At 71.4% G+C, this 20,039-nt stretch carries 18 protein-coding genes; 5 read left to right on the forward strand and 13 right to left on the reverse strand.

From position 1 onward, the window contains the following. Window positions 1-2 precede the first annotated feature (2 nt). The 4 genes from C8E83_RS12240 to C8E83_RS12255 form a co-directional block, all read right to left on the reverse strand. Window positions 3-3,464, reverse strand: a complete 3,462-nt coding sequence (locus C8E83_RS12240; protein ID WP_121370149.1) for a proline dehydrogenase family protein — start codon at window positions 3,462-3,464, stop codon at window positions 3-5. An 81-nt stretch (window positions 3,465-3,545) separates the two neighbouring features. Next, a complete protein-coding gene (locus C8E83_RS12245; protein WP_170159932.1) occupies window positions 3,546-4,214 on the reverse strand; it encodes a TetR/AcrR family transcriptional regulator in 669 nt (222 codons plus the stop codon). A 49-nt stretch (window positions 4,215-4,263) separates the two neighbouring features. After that, on the reverse strand, window positions 4,264-4,704 hold the full coding sequence (locus C8E83_RS12250; protein WP_121370151.1) for a YdeI/OmpD-associated family protein: 441 nt from the start codon (window positions 4,702-4,704) through the stop codon (window positions 4,264-4,266). Between the two features lie 33 nt (window positions 4,705-4,737). Then, window positions 4,738-5,439: a LysR family transcriptional regulator substrate-binding protein gene (locus tag C8E83_RS12255; protein WP_211331694.1), complete on the reverse strand. Its 702-nt coding sequence runs from the start codon at window positions 5,437-5,439 to the stop codon at window positions 4,738-4,740. 172 nt (window positions 5,440-5,611) lie between these two features. Here C8E83_RS12255 and C8E83_RS12260 point away from each other — a divergent pair, with 172 nt between their 5' ends. Continuing rightward, window positions 5,612-5,989 carry a DUF5997 family protein gene (locus C8E83_RS12260; RefSeq protein ID WP_121371890.1) on the forward strand — a complete coding sequence of 126 codons (378 nt, stop codon included), beginning with the start codon at window positions 5,612-5,614 and terminating at the stop codon, window positions 5,987-5,989. Between the two features lie 115 nt (window positions 5,990-6,104). Beyond that, window positions 6,105-7,190 (forward strand): NADP-dependent oxidoreductase, encoded by a 1,086-nt coding sequence (locus tag C8E83_RS12265; RefSeq protein WP_121370153.1) that lies wholly within the window; start codon window positions 6,105-6,107, stop codon window positions 7,188-7,190. A gap of 49 nt (window positions 7,191-7,239) precedes the next feature. On the opposite strand, the gene C8E83_RS12270 is transcribed toward C8E83_RS12265, so the two are convergent. The 3 genes from C8E83_RS12270 to C8E83_RS12280 form a co-directional block, all read right to left on the reverse strand. Continuing rightward, window positions 7,240-8,181: an ROK family protein gene (locus tag C8E83_RS12270; RefSeq protein WP_121370154.1), complete on the reverse strand. Its 942-nt coding sequence runs from the start codon at window positions 8,179-8,181 to the stop codon at window positions 7,240-7,242. Window positions 8,182-8,247: 66 nt separating this feature from the next. Further along, window positions 8,248-9,414: an AI-2E family transporter gene (locus tag C8E83_RS12275; RefSeq protein WP_121370155.1), complete on the reverse strand. Its 1,167-nt coding sequence runs from the start codon at window positions 9,412-9,414 to the stop codon at window positions 8,248-8,250. Between the two features lie 30 nt (window positions 9,415-9,444). Continuing rightward, a complete protein-coding gene (locus tag C8E83_RS12280) occupies window positions 9,445-10,392 on the reverse strand; it encodes a DsbA family protein (RefSeq protein WP_121370156.1) in 948 nt (315 codons plus the stop codon). A 201-nt stretch (window positions 10,393-10,593) separates the two neighbouring features. Here C8E83_RS12280 and C8E83_RS12285 point away from each other — a divergent pair, with 201 nt between their 5' ends. Further along, complete coding sequence (locus tag C8E83_RS12285) at window positions 10,594-11,694, forward strand: ABC transporter ATP-binding protein (protein WP_121370157.1); 1,101 nt, start codon at window positions 10,594-10,596, stop codon at window positions 11,692-11,694. Between the two features lie 122 nt (window positions 11,695-11,816). After that, a complete protein-coding gene (locus tag C8E83_RS12290) occupies window positions 11,817-13,106 on the forward strand; it encodes a DUF4032 domain-containing protein (protein WP_121370158.1) in 1,290 nt (429 codons plus the stop codon). 27 nt (window positions 13,107-13,133) lie between these two features. Here the strand turns inward: C8E83_RS12290 and rlmB are convergent, their stop codons facing one another. The 4 genes from rlmB to C8E83_RS12310 are packed head-to-tail and all read right to left on the reverse strand — an operon-like array spanning window position 13,134 to window position 17,373. After that, window positions 13,134-14,174, reverse strand: coding sequence for a 23S rRNA (guanosine(2251)-2'-O)-methyltransferase RlmB (gene rlmB / locus C8E83_RS12295; protein WP_121370159.1), 1,041 nt, complete (start codon window positions 14,172-14,174; stop codon window positions 13,134-13,136). Beyond that, the gene (cysS, locus tag C8E83_RS12300) at window positions 14,171-15,589 is read right to left on the reverse strand and encodes a cysteine--tRNA ligase (protein WP_121370160.1); all 1,419 of its coding nucleotides are present in this window, start codon (window positions 15,587-15,589) and stop codon (window positions 14,171-14,173) included. The genes rlmB and cysS overlap by 4 nt, the downstream gene beginning before the upstream one ends. A gap of 54 nt (window positions 15,590-15,643) precedes the next feature. Then, on the reverse strand, window positions 15,644-16,888 hold the full coding sequence (ispD, locus tag C8E83_RS12305; protein WP_425454778.1) for a 2-C-methyl-D-erythritol 4-phosphate cytidylyltransferase: 1,245 nt from the start codon (window positions 16,886-16,888) through the stop codon (window positions 15,644-15,646). A 2-nt stretch (window positions 16,889-16,890) separates the two neighbouring features. Further along, complete coding sequence (locus tag C8E83_RS12310; RefSeq protein WP_121370162.1) at window positions 16,891-17,373, reverse strand: CarD family transcriptional regulator; 483 nt, start codon at window positions 17,371-17,373, stop codon at window positions 16,891-16,893. Between the two features lie 125 nt (window positions 17,374-17,498). On the opposite strand from C8E83_RS12310, the gene C8E83_RS12315 reads away from it, so the two are divergent. Continuing rightward, window positions 17,499-18,050, forward strand: coding sequence for a hypothetical protein (locus C8E83_RS12315; RefSeq protein WP_147430169.1), 552 nt, complete (start codon window positions 17,499-17,501; stop codon window positions 18,048-18,050). 90 nt (window positions 18,051-18,140) lie between these two features. Here C8E83_RS12315 and C8E83_RS12320 read toward each other — a convergent pair whose 3' ends face one another. Continuing rightward, complete coding sequence (locus C8E83_RS12320) at window positions 18,141-18,821, reverse strand: response regulator transcription factor (RefSeq protein WP_121370164.1); 681 nt, start codon at window positions 18,819-18,821, stop codon at window positions 18,141-18,143. Continuing rightward, on the reverse strand, window positions 18,818-19,978 hold the full coding sequence (locus tag C8E83_RS12325) for a sensor histidine kinase (protein WP_121370165.1): 1,161 nt from the start codon (window positions 19,976-19,978) through the stop codon (window positions 18,818-18,820). Before C8E83_RS12325 ends, C8E83_RS12320 begins: the two co-directional genes overlap by 4 nt. Between the last annotated feature and the right edge of the window lie 61 nt (window positions 19,979-20,039).

A 20,039-nucleotide genomic window follows, 5' to 3' on the forward strand; every position in this document is an offset into this window, starting at 1 on the left:
GGTCAGAGGACGGACTCGCTCCAGGGGTCGGGATTGCCGAAGCGGTGGGCCGTGATCGCGACGGCCTGCTCGCGCAGGAACGGGAGGACCTCCAGCCGAGGCGAGGGGGTGACTCTCGCCGCAAAGACAGCGACGGACGGATCTCCCCTCAGCGCGATCGCCAGCCGCCCCTGGGCACTCGGCGGGCCGACGAGACGGATGCGGGAGGTCGCGAGGTCGCCGCGAGACAGGAGGGCGTCGAACCCCGCGTCATCGACGATCGAGACGGTCTCCGGGCGCAGGGCGGCGACGAGCGCGGGCGGCAGGGCGATCGCCGAGCTGACCGTGAGCCGGGCTCCTGCCCGCGTTCCCGCCACGAGCACCCGGGCGAGATCGGCCGGGTCGCCGCCCTCGGCCAGGCGGACCGTCACCGGCAGTGGCCGATAGCGGAACACGTTGCGCTCGAGCCCCACCTGCGACACGTCGACGGCGGCGCCGTAGGTCGTCGCCCACGCCACGTCGTCGGCGATCGCCGCGGCCCGAAGACCCTCGGCGTGCGTCGGAGTCGATTTCTCGACGGCGCCGACGATCGCCTCGACCGAGGCCGTGAGCGGCCGGCCGGCCGGCGTGGTCAGAGGGGCCGGGGTCCAGGAGCCGAGGTGCACCAGGTAGTTGGGGCCACCCGCCTTGCCGCCCGCCCCGACGGCCGAGCGCTTCCATCCGCCGAACGGCTGACGCCGCACGATCGCGCCCGTGATGCCGCGGTTCACGTAGAGGTTTCCGGCCTCGACCCGGTCGAGCCAGGTGGCCAGCTCTCGGGCGTCGAGGGTGTGGAGCCCCGCGGTGAGGCCGTAGTCGGTGGCGTTCTGGAGCCGGATCGCCTCGTCGAGTGTCGTGGCGGCCATGATGCCGAGGACCGGCCCGAAGAACTCGGTGCGGTGGAAGTCGCTGCCCGGTGCGACTCCGGTGCGGATGCCGGGCGACCAGAGCCGGCCGGTCTCATCAAGGCGGCGAGGTTGGACGAGCCAGGACTCCCCTGCCCCGAGCTCGGTGAGGCCGCGCAGCAGCTTCCCGGCGGCCGGCTCGACGATCGGGCCCATCTGCGTGGTCGGGTCGGAGGGGAGCCCCACCCGCATCGACGCCGCGGCGTCGACGAGCTGTCGACGGAAGCGCTCGGAGCGAGCGACGGAGCCGACGAGGATCACCAGGCTCGACGCCGAGCACTTCTGCCCCGCGTGCCCGAAGGCCGACTTGATGACGTCGGAGGCGGCGAGGTCGAGGTCGGCGCTCGGAGTGACGATGATCGCGTTCTTGCCGCTCGTCTCGGCGAGCAGCGGGAGGTCTGGCCGCCACGACCGGAACAGCTCGGCGGTCTCGTAGGCGCCGGTGAGGATGACGCGGTCGACGGCCGGGTGCGACACGAGCCTGCGGCCGAGGTCGCCCTCGTCGACGTCGACCAGCCGGAGCACGTCGCGCGGCACACCGGCGGCCCAGAGCGCCTCGACCAGGACGGCGCCGCAGCGCTTCGCCTGCCCGGCGGGCTTGAGGACGACGCCCGCTCCCGCGGCGAGCGCGGCCAGAGTGCCACCTGTCGGGATCGCCACGGGGAAGTTCCACGGCGGCGTGACGACGATGAGCCGCGGCGCCTCGTAGACGGCACCGTCGACCCGGTCGAGTTCCTCCGCGAGAGTCGCGTAGTAGTTCGCGAAGTCGATCGCCTCGCTCACCTCGACGTCGCCCTCGGCGATCGTCTTGCCCGTCTCGGCCGCGGCCACCTCGATGAGGTCGGCGCGGCGCCGCCCGAGCTCGACCGCGGCCCGGCGGAGCACGGCCGCGCGGCCGGCGCCGCGGAGCGCCGCCCAGGACGGCGCGGCGGCGAGGGCGCCGTCGACGACCTGGTCGACGGCGATCGCGGTGTCGGCGCGGGCCGCGGCGATGGTGTCGCTGCCGAGGGTGGAGGTGGGGACGGACGAGAGGATCCTGCGCCCCCAGTCGCGATTCGCGGCGAGCGCGGGGTCGGTGTCGGGTGTGTTCGAGAAGCCTCCCGTGCTCGGCTCGAGCTGCTCGGTGAGGCGCGACTGCTGACGGTGCGGCGCGGGCACCGCGTCGTCGAGGTCGGCGATGGCGTCGAGGAACCGCTGCTTCTCGCGCTCGAAGAGCGTCGGGGTCGAGGCGAGCTCGAAGACGGCCGACATGAAGTTGTCGTGCGACGCGTTCTCCTCGAGCCGCCTGATGAGGTAGCTGATCGCGACGTCGAACTCGCGCGGGTGCACGACGGGCGTGTAGAGCAGGAGCCCGCCCACCGCCTGCCGCACGAGGTCCGCCTGGCCCTCCGCCATACCCAGCAGCATCTCGAACTCGACGTCGGCCGAGACGCCCCGCTGCTCGGCGAGGAGGTGCGCGAACGCGATGTCGAAGAGGTTGTGGCCCGCGACGCCGAGCCGGACGGCCCGCGTGCGCGAGGGCGTCATCGCCCAGGAGAGCACGCGCTTGTAGTTCGTGTCGCTCTGCCGCTTCGTGTCGTAGGTCGCCAGGGGCCAGTCGTGCACGGCCGCGTCGACGTGCTCCATCGCGAGGTTCGCTCCCTTGACCACGCGGACCTTCACCGGGGCGCCGCCGGCGTCGACACGGGCGGTCGACCAGGCGCTCAGGCGCTGCATCGCGGAGAGGGCGTCGGGCAGGTAGGTCTGCAGCACGATGCCGGCCTCGAGGTGCTTCAGCTGCGGCTGGTCGAGGAGGGTCGTGAAGACGGTGAGGGTGAGGTCGAGGTCGCGATACTCCTCCATGTCGAGGTTGATGAACTTCGCCTGCCGGGAGGTCGCGGCGATCTCGTAGAGGGGAGTCAGCTTCTCGACGACCCGGGCGACGGTCTCGTCGAAGGCCCACATCGACAGCTGGCTCACGATCGACGAGACCTTGATCGAGACGTAGTCGACGTCGTCGCGCTCGAGAAGCGCGCGCGTGCCGGCCAGGCGGTGGTCGGCCTCGGCGTCGCCGAGCACGGCCTCGCCGAGGAGGTTCAGGTTGAGGCGCGTGCCGTCTTTGCGCAGGGCGGCGATGGCGGCGCCGAGTCGGTCGTCGCGGGAGTCGACGATGAGGTGGCCGACCATGCGGCGGAGCACGCGGCGGGCGAGCGGCACGACGAGGCCCGGCATGACCGGCGCGAGCACGCCGCCGATGCGGACTGCCGCGCGCAGGTGCCACGGCAGGAAGGCCGGGGCCGACGCCGAGAGCGTCCGCAGGTTGCGCGCCGCCACACCGAGGTCTTCGGGCCGGACGACCCGGTCGACGAAGCCGATCGTGAACGCGAGACCCGACTCGTCTTTGAGCACCTGGCTCAGGAGCTCGGCCGACCCCGTGCTCGGCGCCGACCCCGCGCGCCTCGCCCAGTCGCCCGCCAGGGCCACGGCGGCGTCGGCCAGTCCCTCGGGGATCGCTGTCGCCAGGGGTGCGTCGCCGACGACGTCATCGTGCATCTTTGCCATGCGGCAAGGATACGACCGGAGTTTGCCGCGCGGCAAGGTTTGCACGGCACGCGTGCGCGGTCGGGTCGAGAGGTGCCGGCGTCAGGCCTCGGCGGGCGGCTGCTCGGTGGCGACGAGCGCGTCGAGCTCCTCGAGCGGCACCGACACGACGGTCGCGATCACCAGCCGCATCAGCTCGGCGACCCGGACCGCCGCGCGATCGTAGAGCCACTGCAGCTGCAGGCCGTCCTGCACCGCCAGCACGACGCGCGCGGCTGACGCGGCCGTGAAGCCGGGAGCGAGAAGGTGGTGGCGCTCGGCCGTCTCGAGGTAGTCGGTGGTCGACTCGATGATCCGGTCGTAGAAGTCGGCGTAGTAGTCGTGGGCCGGGTGCTCGGGCGACGTCGCCTCGGCGGACGCCGTGTTGAAGAGCTGGATGACTCCCGGCACGTCGACGTTGTACTCGGCCAGGTCGACCAGGCGGCCGAGGCTCATTCCGCCGGCGTCGCCGAAGTGCGTGCGGAGCCGCTCGTCGCGCTTGCGGACGACGGCGAGGAGCAGCTCCTCCTTCGTCGGGAAGTAGTGCATGAGCGACTGGTGCGACACCCCGCACTGGCGCGCGATCTCGCGCAGCGACGCTCCGTGGAAGCCGGACTGCCCGAACACCGGCAGCGCGGCGTCGAGGATCGCCTCGCGCTTCGCGAGCCCCTTGGCGTAGTGCCCGGGGGTCGCCGGGCGCCGAGCGGCGCCGGATCCGGTCGAGGTGCTCACGCCGCCCAACGATACCTGGGCGACGCTCGGGTTACGCGGGGGTGAACGCTCAGCCCCGCAGCGACTCGAGGGCTTTCTCGATGCGGCGCTGACGCGTCTCGGCGGTCTTGGCCTGATCGATCGGCTCGACCAGGGCGCGCTGGCGGCTGTACGAGAGGGCCTCGTAGGCGGCTGTGGCCGCAGGATCCGAGTCGAGCAGCCCCTGGAGATCGCTCGGCACGGCGACCACCCGCGGCGCCTCGTCGAGCGTGAGCGTCACCTCGACCTCGTCGCCCGCGGAGAGACCCGACGCCTTGCGGTGCTCGGACGACAGCGGGATGAGCGACTTGCCGCCCATGACGCCGACGGTGCTGCGATACGTGTAGCCACCGACCTCGACGACGACGGCGGGCTTCTTGCCGGCGCCCAGCTCGTCGATGATCTCGGGCGGCACTTCGATGCCGGCGACCGTGGGCCGGGGCGCGTAGATGGCGGTGCGGAAGGTGGCCATGAGCAGATCGTAGAGGCGCGACGGCCCGTCGGGCTAGCGCCGACCGCGCCTGCGGGAGGAGCCGGATCCGGCAGCCGGACGACGGCCTCTGGCTCCGGCGGCACCCCGGGTCTTCGGCGCGGCCGCCTGCGGCTTCTGCGACGGCCTCGCGGGGGCGGCGCCGCCGCCGGCATCGGCGTCGGCCGACCGCCCGCGGGAGCTGTTCGCCGTGCGTCCGCGGACGATGCCGATGAAGTCCTGGATGTCGTCCGAATCGCGCCCCTCGGGCCAGACGAGAGCGATGGTCGTCGGAGGCACGCCCGAGAGCGGCCTCGACACGACGTCCTTGCGGCTGTGGAGGCGGGCGAGGGATTGCGGGAGGACGGTCACGCCGGCTCCTGCGCCCACCACCTCGATCTGGACGGCGGGGCCGAGGGTCGCGTCGAGGTCGTGGCGGGTCTCGCCCTCGAGGTCTTCGACGTCGAGCGCGTCGAGGTCGGCCAGCACGTGCCCCTTCGGCAGGACCACGAAGGGCTGCTCGTCGTAGAGGCGGATCGCGTGGAAACCCTCCGCGGGGATCGGGAGGCGGGCGAGGAGGACGTCGAGGTCGTCTCGCAGGGCGGCCGTGGGATCCTGAGCCTCCAGAACACTGACCGCGAGGGGGCGGGACGGGTGGCGCTCGGACCAGACGCGAGACCACTTCGTGAGCGTCACGCCGGGCACGATCCCGACGCGGAACGGCGGCTCGTCGGGCACGGCGGCCTCCTCCCCGCGCCGACGCGGGGCTGCCGGGCGATGCCGCCAGGGTACCCTGAAGCCCATGAGCAACGAGAACAGCGACCAGCCGGGCGCCGCCGCGGGCGAGCACCTGACCGAGACGTCGCGTCCCGACACCCGCCAGCAGCCCAAGCCGCCGAAGACCCAGACGATGAAGGCGACGACGGCCGCCAAGAAGCTGGGCGTCTATCTGCCGGCGACGCCGGCCGAGTTCCAGGAGGGCCCCGTCACTCGCGACGAGCTCGACTCCCTCGTCGCGAACCCGCCGGAGTGGCTTGCGACGCTGCGCCGCGAGGGGCCGCATCCCCGCCCGGAGGTCGCGCGCAAGCTCGGCATCACCATCTCGGGCCTCGCCCGGGCCGGCGTCGACGACGTGCTGACCACCGCCGAGATCCAGGACCTCCTGACCGAGATGCCGACGTGGCTGTCGCAGGAGCGCCACAACCTCGCCGTCGTGCGGGAAGAGGAGCAGCGGGTGCGCGAGCGCGACGCCGAGCGCGCCGCCCGCCGGGAGGCCGAGGGCCGCTAACCGGTCGCCGGCCCCTTCTCGGATTCACCGGGCGCTTTGTCGCGCCCGGGCGCAGACTGCGCGCAAGGGCTGGTCGTACGGACGTCGCGGCAGGCCCGGGACGAGGAGGTCCGCCATGGATCGCACGTGCAAGGCCCTGGAATACGACCGCTACGGTGACGTCGACGTGCTCACGCTCGTCGAGGGCCCCATGCCCGAGCCGACGGCGGACGAGGTGCTCGTCGAGGTCGTCGCGGCGGGCCTCAACCACATCGAGAACTCGATCCGGCGGGGCGACTTCACCGAGCGCCTGCCGCAGGACCTCCCGGCGCGGCAGGGCTCCTGCTTCGCCGGGATCGTCATCAAGCGCGGGGCCGACGTGCACGACCTCCACCTCGGCCAGGCCGTCATCGGCCACGCGGTCGGCGGCGGCGCCCACGCCACCCACCTCACCGTCCCGCGCAGCCAGGTCGTGAAGAAGCCCGACACCGTGGACTGGGAGGTCGCGGGCGGCCTCTACCTCGCCGGGTGCACCGCCGTGACCATCGCCGAGTCGGTCGGCATCGAGGTGGGCCGCACCACCTCCGTCGACCCGCGACCCGTGCTCGTCGTGTCGGCGGCCGCCGGCGGCGTCGGCAGCATCGAGTGCCAGCTCGCCCTGGGCGCCGGATGGAAGGTCATCGGCACCTGCAGCCCGCACAACCACGACTATCTGAGGTCGATCGGCGTGATCCCGGTCACCTACGGCGAAGGGCTCGAAGGCAGGATCCGAGACGCCGCCGCACGAGACGTCACCGCGTTCATCGACAACTTCGGCGGAGACAACCCCGCCCTCGCCCGAGCTCTCGGCGTCGCCGACGACCGCTTCTCGTCGAGCGAGGACCGCCTCGACGTCGAGCTGCGCTTCATCACCGCCGACGCCGACGACCGCGCCCCCGCTCACCTGCTCGGCATGCTCGCGCAGATGATCGCCGAGATGAGGCTGCGGGTGCTCGTCTCGGGTTTCTACCCGTTCGAGTACATCGACCAGGCGTTCGCCGACATGGCCGAGATGCACTCGCGCGGCAAGGTCGTCGTCGGCATGAAGCCGGTCGAGTCGGGCTCGCGCTCCGACTGGTACCTGTCGGGCAAGGCCCGCACCCTGCACGAGGTGCTCCAGCCGGCCGGGCCGGGCGAGTGGAAGGGCCGCACGAAGCAGCACGTGCGCCGTCTCGGCGCGTAGGGCCGCACGTCGATGCGCGCCTGGTCGCGCAGGTGACGCGCCAGCGGCGTCAGCCGAGCAGGTGCGCCTGGTGCACGAGTGCGGCCGCACCCACGAGCGGGCCCTCGTCGGACAGCCCCGAGGCCACCACGCGGATGCGCGTCGCGTAGCGGTTGTAGGCGGCCTCGTCGATCGTGGCTCGCACGAGGTCGAGGTAGTCGGCGCTGACGCGCGAGAAGCCGCCGCCGACCGCCACCACGTCGAGGTCGAGCAGCGTGGTCACGGACGTGATGGCCTCGCCGAGCGCCGTCGCGGAGCGGCGCACCGCTGCGACCGCCACCGCGTCGCCGGCGGCGTAGTCGCGAGCGAGGTCTTCGCCGCGCTCGCCGTGCCAGCCCTGCATCTTCGCCCAGGTGACGGTGTGCGGCCCTGAGGCGAGCACCTCGACCGTGACGTTCTGCGAGGTCTCTCCCGGCGTGCGCGTCGCGATCTGCACCTGGCCGATGTGCCCGGCGTTGCCGGTGCCGCCCGCGAGCAGCCGCCCGTTGACGATGAGCCCGCCGCCGATGCCGGTCGACACGGTGACCGCGAGGGCGTTGTCGACGCCCTGCGTCGCGCCGACCCAGTGCTCGGCCATGGCGAGGCTGACGCCGTCGAGGCGCAGGATCACCGGAACGCCCTCGGCGAGGGCCTCCCCCGCCGCCTCGATCACCAGCGCACGCAGCCCGAAGCCGCGCCAGGCCGGCAGGTTGATGGGCGACACCGTGCCCTCGGTGAGGTCGACCGGGCCCGCGCTGCCGATGCCGACGCCCACGAGCGCCGCGCCGTCGGGCAGTGCGCCGAGCGCTGACCGGACGACCTCGCGGACCGAGCCTGCCAGCTGCTCGCTCGACGACTCGGCACCGGTCGGGCGGCGGTCGCGGCTGCCCGGGAGGACCGCGCCGTCGTCGGCGACCAGGGCCGCCTCGACCTTGGTGCCGCCGAGGTCGACGGCGAGGGCGTAGGTAGTCACGACGTCAGAGTACCCGACTCGATGACAACGAGAGACAATCGGTGCTCCTGCGCTCTGGCACGCACCTCACGCCTTCGGCTCGGGACGCTTGCGGCGGGCGAACTCGGCCGGGTGCTCGGGGCCGTTCCAGACCGTGACGACGCCCCAGGCGACGGCCGCGACGGGTACCGAGAGGATCGCCCCGATGATGCCACCGAGCAGGGTCCCGGCGGTCAGCGCGAGCAGCACCACCAGAGGGTGCAGCTTGAGCGACCGCGCCATGACGACGGGCTGCAGGAAGTTGCCCTCGAGCTGGTTCACGGCGACGACGATCGCCACCACGACGATCGCCGCGACCGGGCCGTTCGCGACAAGGGCGACGAGGGCGGCCAGGATCCCGGCGACGGTCGCACCGACGAGAGGCACGAAGGCCGAGATGAACACGATCACGGCGAGCGGGATCGCCAGGGGCACGCCGATGACGAAGAGGCCGATGCCGATGCCGAGAGCGTCGACGAGGGCCACCGTCGCCGTTCCGCGGACGTAGCCGCCGAGGGTCGAGACGGTCTTGGCGCCGATCCGGGTCGCGCGCTGGTAGTGCTCGCCGGTAAACGGGCGCAGCAGGAAGCGCCAGATGACCGGGCCGTCCTTCATGAAGAAGAACAGCACCACGACGAAGAGGGCGAGGCCGGTGACGAAGCTCGTGGCGGCCGAGAGGCCGGCCAGGGCGCCGGAGGAGAACTGGCTCGACTGGAGGAACTTCACCGCCGTATCGATGACGCTCTGGATCTGCTTGTCGCTGACCTGGAAGGGCCCGTCCTTGAGGAAGCTCTGCAGCTGGTCGAGGCCCTTCGTCGCCTGGTGCACGAGCGTGTCGAACTGGCTCTGGACGGCCTCGACGACGAGCCAGACGATCAGCCCCAGGACCACGATGACGGCGACCAGGGCGATCCAGGTCGCCAGCATGGACGGCATGCCGCGGCGCCGCATGAGCTCGAGCAGCGGATACATCGCCGACGCGATGATGAGCGCGAGGACGACCGGGATCACGACGAGGCTCAGCTGCGTCATCGCGAAGACGAGCGCGGCGGCGACCAGGACCACGAGGATCACCTGCAGGCACCTCGTCGCGAGGCGGCCGAAGGGGTCGCTCCACAGGGTCCGCTGCGCCGACCAGGCGGCTCCCTCGCGGCGCTGGACAGGCTCGGTCGTCGGGGTGGGCGGGGTCGGTCTGCTGCGGCTGAAGAGGCCCATCGGCTGCTTTCGTCGGTCGGTCGGCTCGGCCTACTTCGGGGCCGGGGTGCCGATCTTGGTGTTGCCCGGCCGCGGCGTCGAGCTCGGAGTCGGGGTGGGCGTGGGCGTGGCGGTCGCGCTGTCGTTGTAGCTGTTGCCCGCGGCCGTCACGACGAAGTTGCGGAACTCGGAGGTCGTGAACGGCGTCGAGAACTTGTACGGCGCGCCATCGACCAGGATCGTGGGCGTCGACTTCACCTTCGCCAGCGTCGATCCGGGCAGCGGGCCCGTGACGGCCCTGGTCGTGGCGTCGGTCACCCAGGACGAGAACGTGCCCGCGTCGACGCACTTCTCGATCCGCGACGTGTTCGTGACGCCGTTCACGCCCTCGATCAGCGAGACGAGCTGGGCGTTCGTGAGGCCCGGTGTGCCCTCGGCCGGCTGACGGCGGAACATCGCCGCGTTGAAGTCGAAGAACGCGTCGGGCGAGTAGGTGGCCACGCACGCCGCCGCGTTCGCGGCGCGCTGCGAGTACTTCGTCGACTGCGACTGGGCGTTGAGGATCGCGATCGGGTGGAACGTGATCGTCGCCGCGCCGGAGTCGACGAGCTGGCGGATGTACGAGTCGTTCGTCTTCTCGAACGACGCGCAGAACGGGCAGAGGTAGTCGCTGTAGACGGTGATCTGGACGGTGTCGGCCTTGGCGGTCGACGTGGGGGCGGGCGACCGGGTGACCGCGCCGGCTCCTGCCCTCACGGCCTTGAAGCCCTGCCCGATGGTGATGCCGTCGCCCGCCATGTTCTGCGGGGTGCGGTCGCTCGGTTGCGACGAGCCGCGGACGACCACGATCACGACGACCACCACCGCGACGACCACGAGGGCGATGGCGCCCTGGATCGCCCAGCGCGCGCCCCGGGCCCGTCGCTTCTGCCGTCGCCGAGCGAGCTGCGCCTTCTCGCGGGCCGCCTCTCGGCGGCGATTGCGGCCGGTGTCGCTCATGGCTGTCAAGAGTATGAGGGGCCGCTGGGAAAAGTCCACGCGCGTTCGATGCGCTCACATCGAACTCGTCGCCGGAGGGGATGTGCCCCACTCCCGGGGGTGCTATACATGACTCGGCGGTCGCCGTTGACCGCCGTGGCTTGAGAGCCATCCATCACTACGGATCGTCCGGCACGTACCTGCCGGTGAAGGAGAAACATCATGGCGTCAGTGACGTTCGACAAGGCAACCCGTCTCTACCCGGGTTCCACCCGCCCCGCAGTCGACGCGATCGACCTCCAGGTCGCCGACGGCGAGTTCCTGGTTCTCGTCGGCCCCTCGGGCTGCGGCAAGTCGACCACCCTCCGCATGCTCGCCGGCCTCGAAGAGGTCAACTCGGGCGACATCCTCATCGGCGACCGCAACGTCACCGACGTGCCGCCGAAGGACCGCGACATCGCGATGGTGTTCCAGAACTACGCGCTGTACCCGCACATGACCGTCGCCGAGAACATGGGCTTCGCGCTCAAGATCGCCGGCGTCGGCAAGGACGAGCGCGCCACCCGCGTCCTCGAGGCGGCCAAGCTCCTCGACCTCGAGCCCTACCTGAGCCGCAAGCCGAAGGCCCTCTCGGGTGGCCAGCGTCAGCGCGTCGCCATGGGTCGCGCCATCGTGCGTCAGCCCCAGGTGTTCCTCATGGACGAGCCGCTGTCGAACCTCGACGCCAAGCTGCGCGTCCAGACGCGCACCCAGATCGCCTCGCTGCAGCGCCGCCTCGGTGTCACCACGGTCTACGTCACCCACGACCAGACCGAGGCGCTCACCATGGGCGACCGCATCGCGGTCCTCAAGGACGGCGTCCTCCAGCAGGTCGGCACCCCGCGCGACCTGTACGAGAAGCCCGACAACGTGTTCGTCGCCGGATTCATCGGCTCGCCCGCCATGAACCTGCTCCCCGCCGACATCGTCGACGGCGGCATCCAGTTCGGCACCTCGGTCGCCGCGGTCGAGCGCGACATCACGTCGCAGGCCACGCAGAAGTCGGTCACCATCGGTGTCCGCCCCGAGGACGTCGTCGTGTCGACCTCGGGCGAGGGCCTCAAGGTCGCGGTCGACGTCGTCGAAGAGCTCGGCGCCGACGGCTACCTCTACGGTCACGCCGACGTGAACGGCCAGCGCGCCGACATCGTCGCCCGCGTCGACGGCCGATCGCACGCCTCGGCCGGCGACACCGTGTTCATCACGCCGCAGGCGCACCACGTCCACGTCTTCGACACCGAGAGCGGCCAGCGTCTCGGCGACAAGGCTGTGGTCTCGGCTTAGCCTGCACACTGCGAGGACGGCCCGTCTTGGTCACCCGGCGTCACGCCGGGGGCGAAGGCGGGCCGTCGTCGTGAGGCGGCCGCCTCGGCTCCTGCGCCCTGCTCTTTTTCGATCGGATCACCGTGACCTCGCTCAACATCACCTCCGCCACCGCCGACCCGGCCCTGCTCGACCTCCCCTGGAACCTGCCGCTCGACGTCTGGCCCGAGGACTCGATCGCCACCCTGCCGAAGGGCATCTCGCGGCACCTGGTGCGCTTCGCCTACCTCTCGGGCTACGTCATCGCCATCAAGGAGACCTCGGGCGAGATGGCGCGGAGCGAGTACGAGATGCTGCGGACGCTGCAGCGCATGGACATCCCCTGCGTCGACCCGCTCGCCGTCATCACGAACCGCCGCGACTCGGAGGGTCACGAGCTGAACCCCGTGCTCGTGACGCGGCACCTCAAGTTCTCGCTGCCGTACCGCGCCCTCTACTCGCAGACCCTGCGGCCCGACACCGCGACGCGCCTGGTCGACGCCCTCGCGCTCCTGCTGGTGCGACTGCACGTCATCGGCTTCTACTGGGGCGACGTCTCGCTCTCGAACACGCTGTTCAGGCGTGACGCAGGAGCCTTCGCCGCCTACCTGGTCGACGCCGAGACGGGAAAGCTCTACCCCGGCGGGCTGTCGAACGGCCAGCGCGAGAACGACCTCGAGGTCGCCCGCGTGAACATCGCCGGCGAGCTCCTCGACCTCGAGGCCGGGGGCCGCCTCGACGAGGAGATGGACCCGGTCGACATCTCGAACGGCATCGTGGCGAAGTACCGCAGCCTCTGGACGGAGCTCACCGGCACCGAGACGTTCAGCGACAAGGAGCGCTGGCGCATCAACGACCGCGTCGAACGCCTCAACGACCTCGGATTCGACATCGAGGAGCTCGCGATCAAGACGACCGACGGGGGGAGCCAGGTCAGGATCCAGCCGAAGGTCGTCGACGCCGGGCACCATTCACGGCGGCTCCTGCGCCTCACCGGCCTCGACGCCCAGGAGAACCAGGCCAGGCGGCTGCTCAACGACCTCGACGCCTACGCCATGCGGCCCGACAAACAGGGCCTCGACGAGGAGCGCATCGCGCACGAGTGGGCGGCGCGCGTCTTCGAGCCCGTGGTGCGGGCGATCCCCCGCGAGCTGCGGGGGCGGCTGGAGCCGGCCGAGGTGTTCCACCAGATGCTCGAGCACCGGTGGTACCAGTCGCAGCGCGAAGGGCGCGACGTGCCGATCGCCGAGGCGCTCACCTCGTACATCAACGACGTGTTGCGCCACCGCCGCGACGAGCAGATGGTGATCGCGCCGGTGACGGAGTCGATCACGCTGCCCGTGGCGATCCAGGAGGAGGCCGACGCCGACGAGGACTGGCGGTCGAAGGTCTAGCGGCGCTCGCTCCGCAGCCGGCGCCTGTCAGGCGCTGCGTTCCGACCGCAGCTTCGAGATCTCATAGAGGGCGACGCTCGCCGCGATGCCCGCGTTGAGGCTCTCGGCGGCGGCCGTGATCGGCACCGACACGATGGCGTCGCTGGTCTCCGTCACGAGCCGTGACAGGCCCTTGCCCTCGCTGCCGATGACGAGCACGAGCGGCTGGTCGGCCAGCTCGAGGCCCGGCAGCTGCACGTCGCCGCCGCCGTCGAGGCCCAGCACGAACACGCCGCGCTCTTTGAACGCCTTGAGCGTCTGCGTCAGGTTGCTCGCCATGGCGACGGGCACCCGGGCGGCCGCCCCGGCCGAGGTCTTCCACGCCGACGCGGTCATGCCGACCGAGCGACGCTGCGGGATGATGACGCCCTGGCCGCCGAACGCCGCGACCGACCGGATGATCGCCCCGAGGTTGCGCGGGTCGGTGATGCCGTCGAGCGCGACGAACAGGGGGGTCTGACCGCGGCGCTCGGCCTGGTCGAGGAGGTCGGTGGGGTGCGCGTAGTCGTACGGCGGCACCTTGAGCGCGAGGCCCTGGTGCACGGAGTCGGGGCCGGTGAGCCGGTCGAGCTCGGGGCGCATGACCTCGAGCACGGGGATTCCGCGACGGGTGGCGAGCGTGAGGACCTCTTTGACGCGGTCGTCCATCTCGAGACGGGCGGCCATGTACAGGGTCGACGCGGGGATCCTGGCGCGAAGGGCCTCGAGCACCGAGTTGCGGCCGGTGACGAGCTCGGAGTCGTCGGCGGCCTTCTTGGTGCGCGGCGGCACGGTGCGGTCGACGGCCGTGCGCGGGTTGCGGATCGGGCGCTCGGCGTTCTTGCCGGCGCGACCGCGGGCGGCCTCGAGTCGCTCCTGCGCCGCCTTGCGCTTGCCGGCGGGGTGGTACGGCCGGTCTTCGGCCTTCGGCGTGGGCTTCTTGCCCTCGAGGGCCTGGCGACCCTGCCCGCCGGAGCCGACCTGCTTGCCCTTGCTGCCCTGGCGGACGGCGCCGGGCCTGCCCTTGCGGGCGCCTGAGGTGTTCTTCATGAGTCGAGGCTCCAATGGGGTCCGGTCGAGGTGTCTTCGATGGTGATGCCGGCGGTGGCCAGATCGGCCCGGATGCGATCGGCGTTCGCGAAGTCCTTCGCCTCGCGCGCGGACTGCCGCGCGTCGAGAAGCGAAGTGACCAGAGTAGCCAGTGCGGCGTGAGCCGACGAATCGTCGCTGCCGCGCCACTGGGCGTCATGCGGGTCGATGCCGAGCACCTGCACCATCGCGAGCACGTGCTGCCACTCGCGCGCGGCGGTCTCGAGGTCGTCGTCGTCGAGCCCGGCGTTGCCCCGGCGCACCGAGTCGTGCAGCGCGGCGAGCGCCTGCGGCACGTTGAGGTCGTCGTCCATCGCCTCGGCGAACGCCTGCGGCACCTCGCGCAAGCCCACGCCGGCGAAGCGCGTGTCGGCCAGGCGGCGCTGGGCGCGCGCGAGGAAGGTCTCGATCCGGTCGAGAGCGGCCTCGGCCTCCTCCAGCGATCCGTCGTGGTAGTCGATCGTCGAGCGGTAGTGCGCGGCGCCGAGGAAGTAGCGAACCACGATCGGGCGGGCGAGCGCGAGGAACTCGGAGGCGAAGATCGAGTTGCCGAGCGACTTCGACATCTTCTGGCCCTCGACGTTCACGAGGCCGTTGTGCACCCAGTGGTGCGCGAAGGCATCGCCGGCCGCGGTCGACTGCGCGAGCTCGTTCTCGTGGTGGGGGAACCGCAGGTCGAGGCCGCCGCCGTGGATGTCGAAGGCGCCCCCGAGGTACCGCTTCGACATCGCCGAGCACTCGATGTGCCACCCTGGTCGGCCCTCGCCCCAGGGCGACGGCCACGACGCCGACGCCGGCTCGCCCTCCTTGGCGCCCTTCCACAGGGCGAAGTCTCGCGGGTCGCGCTTGCCGCGCGGGTCGGCGTCGGTGGCGCTGGCCATGTCGTCGAGCCGCTGGCGGGTGAGCGCGCCGTAGTCGGGCCAGGTCGCCGTGTCGAAGTAGACGTCGCCCGAGTCGTCGGGCGCAGGATACGCATGCCCTCGTTCGATCAGCTTCTCGATGATGGCCTGCATCTCGGTGATGCTCGCCGTCGCCCGAGGCTCGTACGTCGGCGGGAGGATGCCCAGCGCGTTGTAGCCGCTGGTGAACTCCAGCTCGTAGCGGTAGGCGCGCGCCCACCACTCCTCGCTCGTCTCGCTCGCGAGGTTCAGGATCTTGTCGTCGATGTCGGTCACGTTGCGCACGAGCGTGACGTGCAGCCCGCGGTAGGTGAACCAGCGCCGCCACAGGTCGTAGACGAGCGCCGACCGCAGGTGGCCGATGTGCGGCGACGACTGCACCGTCGGACCGCAGACGTACAGCCCCACCCTGCCGGCTTCCAGAGGGACGAAGTCGACGATCGACTGCTCGCGGGAGTCGTAGAGGCGAATGGTCACCGCCCCAGGCTACTTGGCTGGCGCCGAGTGGTTACGCTGCCGCCTCGGTGGCGCTCACGCCGACGCGACCGGCATGGTCACCACCGCGGTGGCGATGGCTGCGAGGCCTTCCCCGCGACCCGTGAACCCCAGGCCGTCGGTGGTCGTCGCCGAGACCGACACCGGGGCCCGCAGGATCCGCGACAGCGCCGCCTCCATCTCGCCGCGGCGCTTCGCCAGCCTCGGCCGGTTGCCGACGACCTGCACGCCGACCGACCCGATGCTCGCGCCGCGGCCCTCGAGGATCTCGAGCGTGGCCTCCAGGAAGACTCGACCCGCGGCCCCGGCGTACCGGGGGTCGTCCGTGCCGAAGCGCGACCCGATGTCGCCCTCCCCGGCGGCCGAGAGCAGGGCGTCGACGATGGCGTGCGCGACCGCGTCGCCGTCGCTGTGCCCCTTCAGCCCGGGCTCGCCGGGGAAGTCGAGGGTTCCGAGCCGCAGCGGAGAAGCCGGGTCGAAGGCGTGCACGTCGACACCCAGCCCGACGCGGGGCAGTGCGGGCGAAGGCACCGAGGCCGCAGGATCGGCGACGGCCCGACGGGCAAGGGCCTCGGCTCGCTCGAGATCCCACGGCGTCGTGACCTTGAACGCCTCGGCCGACCCATCGACGACGGTGACCCGGTGGCCGGCCGCGGCGAACAGCGCCGCGTCGTCGGTGTGGTCGACGTCAGCCTCGGCGTAGACGGCGTCGAGCTCGGCGCGCGGGAAGCCCTGCGGCGTCTGCATCGCGACGAGCTCGGACCGGTCGACCGTCTCGAGCACGGCGCCCGACGGGTCGACGCGCTTGATGGTGTCGCTGACGGCGAGGCCCGGGACGACGCCGTGGCCCAGCGTCTCGACCGCGGTCGCCACGAGGTCGAACTGCGCGCTCGGCGTGAAGCACCGCGCGGTGTCGTGGACGAGCACCGTCCGCACGCCGGGTGCCACGGCCGCAAGGCCTCGGGCGACGGACCGCTGGCGCGTTTCGGCTCCTGCGACCACCGTGATGTAGCCAGCGGCATGCCCTGCGGTGCCCTCGGACAGCTCGCGGGCGGCGGCGAGCTCGGCCTCGGGCGCGACGACGACGATCTGCCACGGCGTCGCGGAGCGCAGGATCCCGCGAAGCGACCACTCGAGGATCGTCGCCCCGCCGACCTCGACGAACGCCTTCGGCCGCCCCTGCGCGAGGCGCGTGCCGCTGCCCGCGGCGACGACCACGACGGCGCGCGTGACCTCGGCCAGGACGCCGCCCGCGGCCGCTGAGCCGTCGGCGCCCGGCAGACCTACGATGCGAGGACCTCGTCGAGGACGCTCTCGGCCTTCTCTTCGTCGGTGTGCTCGGCCAGGGCCAGCTCGGACACCAGGATCTGGCGCGCCTTCGCGAGCATGCGCTTCTCGCCCGCCGACAGCCCCTTGTCTTGATCGCGCCGCCAGAGGTCGCGCACGACCTCGGAGACCTTGATGACGTCGCCCGACGCGAGCTTCTCGAGGTTGGCCTTGTAGCGGCGCGACCAGTTGGTGGGCTCTTCGGTGAACGGCGCACGGAGCACCTCGAACACCCGCTCGACGCCGTCGTGGCCGATGACGTCGCGGACGCCGACCAGGTCGACGTTGTCGGCCGGGACCTCGATGACGAGGTCGCCCTGCGTGACCTTCAGAGTGAGGTAGAGCCTCTCGTTGCCCTTGATGACCCGCGTCTTCATGGCGGTGATCTCAGCCGCACCGTGATGCGGGTAGACGACGGTCTGACCGACCTCGAAGCTCATGCGCAGACTCCGTTCTGGGGCCACCAGATTACCACGGGGCGTCTCGTCGCCGCCCGGCCGTGGCACGTACCACTGCCTCTCTAGGCTACGCTTGGAGCAGCTACGAACCGCTACTGGAGGACCCTGTGAAGCTACGCACCACGGCATCGATCGCCCTTGCCGGGGCTGTGATCGCTCTCACAGCCGGGTGCAACTTCATCAGCCCCCAGACCACCACCGAGCAGTACGACGCGAGCGACGGCTTCTCCACCAACGTGGGCTCGCTCGACGTCCGCAACGCCATCGTCTTCACCGACGACGCCGGCAAGCTCGCAAGCCTCTCGGTCACCCTCATCAACAACTCGTCCAGCGCCAAGAACGTCGTCTTCCAGTACGACGCCAAGGGCGGGGTCAAGAAGACCGTCGACGTCGTCGTCCCGGCCGACGGCACCATCAGCCGCGGCACCTCCGAGAGCGACCCGCAGCTCCTGCTCACCAACGCCAAGGCCAAGCCCGGCGCGCTCCTCAAGGTCTTCATCCAGTACGGCAACCAGTCCGGCAAGAACCTCGACGTGCCCGTGCTCAACGGCGCGTTCAAGGAGTACGCGACGCTGCAGCCGACCCCCACGACGACCACGGTGCCCACGGCCCCGTCGACGATCTCGCCGACCGACTCGGCGAACGCTCCGCTCGGCTGACCGCCGCTCGGCTGAAAGCCCCCAGACGCCCGTAGGGCCCCGACCACCGGTCGGGGCCCTTCGTCGTCGCGGGGCGACGACCCGCGAGGGTCAGGCCTCGATGCGGTAGCCGAGACCGCGCACCGTGACGAGCGCGACCGGCTCCGACGGCACGGCCTCGATCTTCGAGCGGATGCGCTTGATGTGCACGTCGAGCGTCTTCGTGTCGCCGAAGTAGTCGGAGCCCCAGACGCGGTCGATCAGCTGGCCGCGCGTGAGCACGCGACCGGCATTGCGCATCAGGAGCTCGAGAAGCTCGAACTCCTTGAGCGGCATGGCGATGTCCTTGCCGCGCACGGTGACCACGTGCCGCTCGACGTCCATCGAGATCTCGCCGGCCGTGAGGATCGCGTCGCCCAGGTCGTCGAGGTCGACGCGGCGGCGGAGCACGGCGCGGATGCGGGCCAGGAGCTCGCGGGTCGAGTAGGGCTTCGTGACGTAGTCGTCGGCACCGAGCTCGAGCCCCACGACGATGTCGACCTCGGAGTCCTTCGCCGTGAGCATGACGATCGGCACCTGCGAACGGGTGCGGATCTCCCGGCACACCTCGGTGCCGGGCAGCCCCGGGAGCATGAGGTCGAGCAGGACCAGGTCGGCGCCGTCCCGGTCGAACGCGGCCAGGGCCTTGGGCCCGTCGTCGGCCACGGTGACCTGGTAGCCCTCGCGCTCGAGGATGAAGGCGAGCGGCTCCGAGAGCGACTCTTCGTCTTCGACGATCAGGATGCGGGTCATACGATGTGTTCTCCTCGTGCGGGAACCGTGGCCTGGGAGGCCTCGGGGAGACGGATGGTGAAGGTCGAACCAGAGCCGAGCTGCGACCAGAGCCGGATGTCGCCGCCGTGATTCTGCACGATGTGCTTCACGATGGCGAGCCCCAGCCCGGTGCCGCCCGTGCGCCGTGAGCGTGCGGGGTCGACGCGGTAGAAGCGCTCGAAGATGCGCTCGCGGTCGACTTCGGCGATGCCGTCCCCCTGGTCGGTGACGGCGATCTCGACGACGCCGGCGTCGGTGACGGTCGCGCCGATGCCGATGCGGGAGCCGTCGGGCGAGTAGTGGACGGCGTTGGCGACGAGGTTGTGGACGGCGACGGAGAGCAGGTCGGCGTCGCCGACGACGGTCGCGTGCTTTCCGCCCCGCGTGACGATCTCGATGCCCCGGGCCTCGGCCTCGACGCGGTCGCGCTCCACCGCGCTGCGGATCACCTGCCGCACGTCGACGATCTCGGGATCGTCGAGAGGGTCGGCCGACTGCAGACGCGAGAGCTCGATGATGTCCTGGGTGAGTCGCCCGAGCCGCAGCGACTCGCGCTGGAGACTGGCGGCGAAGTAGCGCACCTGCTCGGGGTCGTCCGCGGCCGACTCGAGCGCCTCGGCCAGCAGTCCGACCGCCCCGATCGGCGTCTTCAGCTCGTGACTGATGTTGGCCACGAAGTCGCGGCGCACCTCCTCGAGGCGGTGCTGCTCGGTGTGGTCCTCGGCGAGCACGAGCACGTACCTCGAGCCGAGTCGCGACGCCCGCACGAGCATCCTGAGGCTGGTCTCCTCCCGCAGCGAGCGGGCCAGCAGGAGCTGACGCTCGACCGGGTGCTCCTCGTCGCGGGCCTTCTCGATCAGCTCGACGAGCTCGTGGTGGGCCACCTGCTGCCCCAGCACCAGGCCGGTCGCGATGGCCATCGCCGACGCCTTCTGCACGTTGTTCGACGGATCGACGACGAAGCCCGCCGAGTCGAGAGTGTCGAGCACGGCCCCCACGCCGTCGGGAAGCGCGACCTCGCTGAGCCGACGCGCGCGGCGCCCGCGGTCTGCGGCGAACACGACGAGAAGGACGAGTCCTGCGCCGATGACGAGGCCGACCGCCAGAGAGATCGGCACCAGCCAGGGGTTGTGCATGCAATCAGGTTAGTGAACGGTTGGTGGCGCGACTGTGCCGATCCTGATTCCCGAGGCCCTG

It is taken from the genome of Frondihabitans australicus, assembly GCF_003634555.1.
Classification (GTDB): Bacteria; Actinomycetota; Actinomycetes; order Actinomycetales; family Microbacteriaceae; genus Frondihabitans; species Frondihabitans australicus.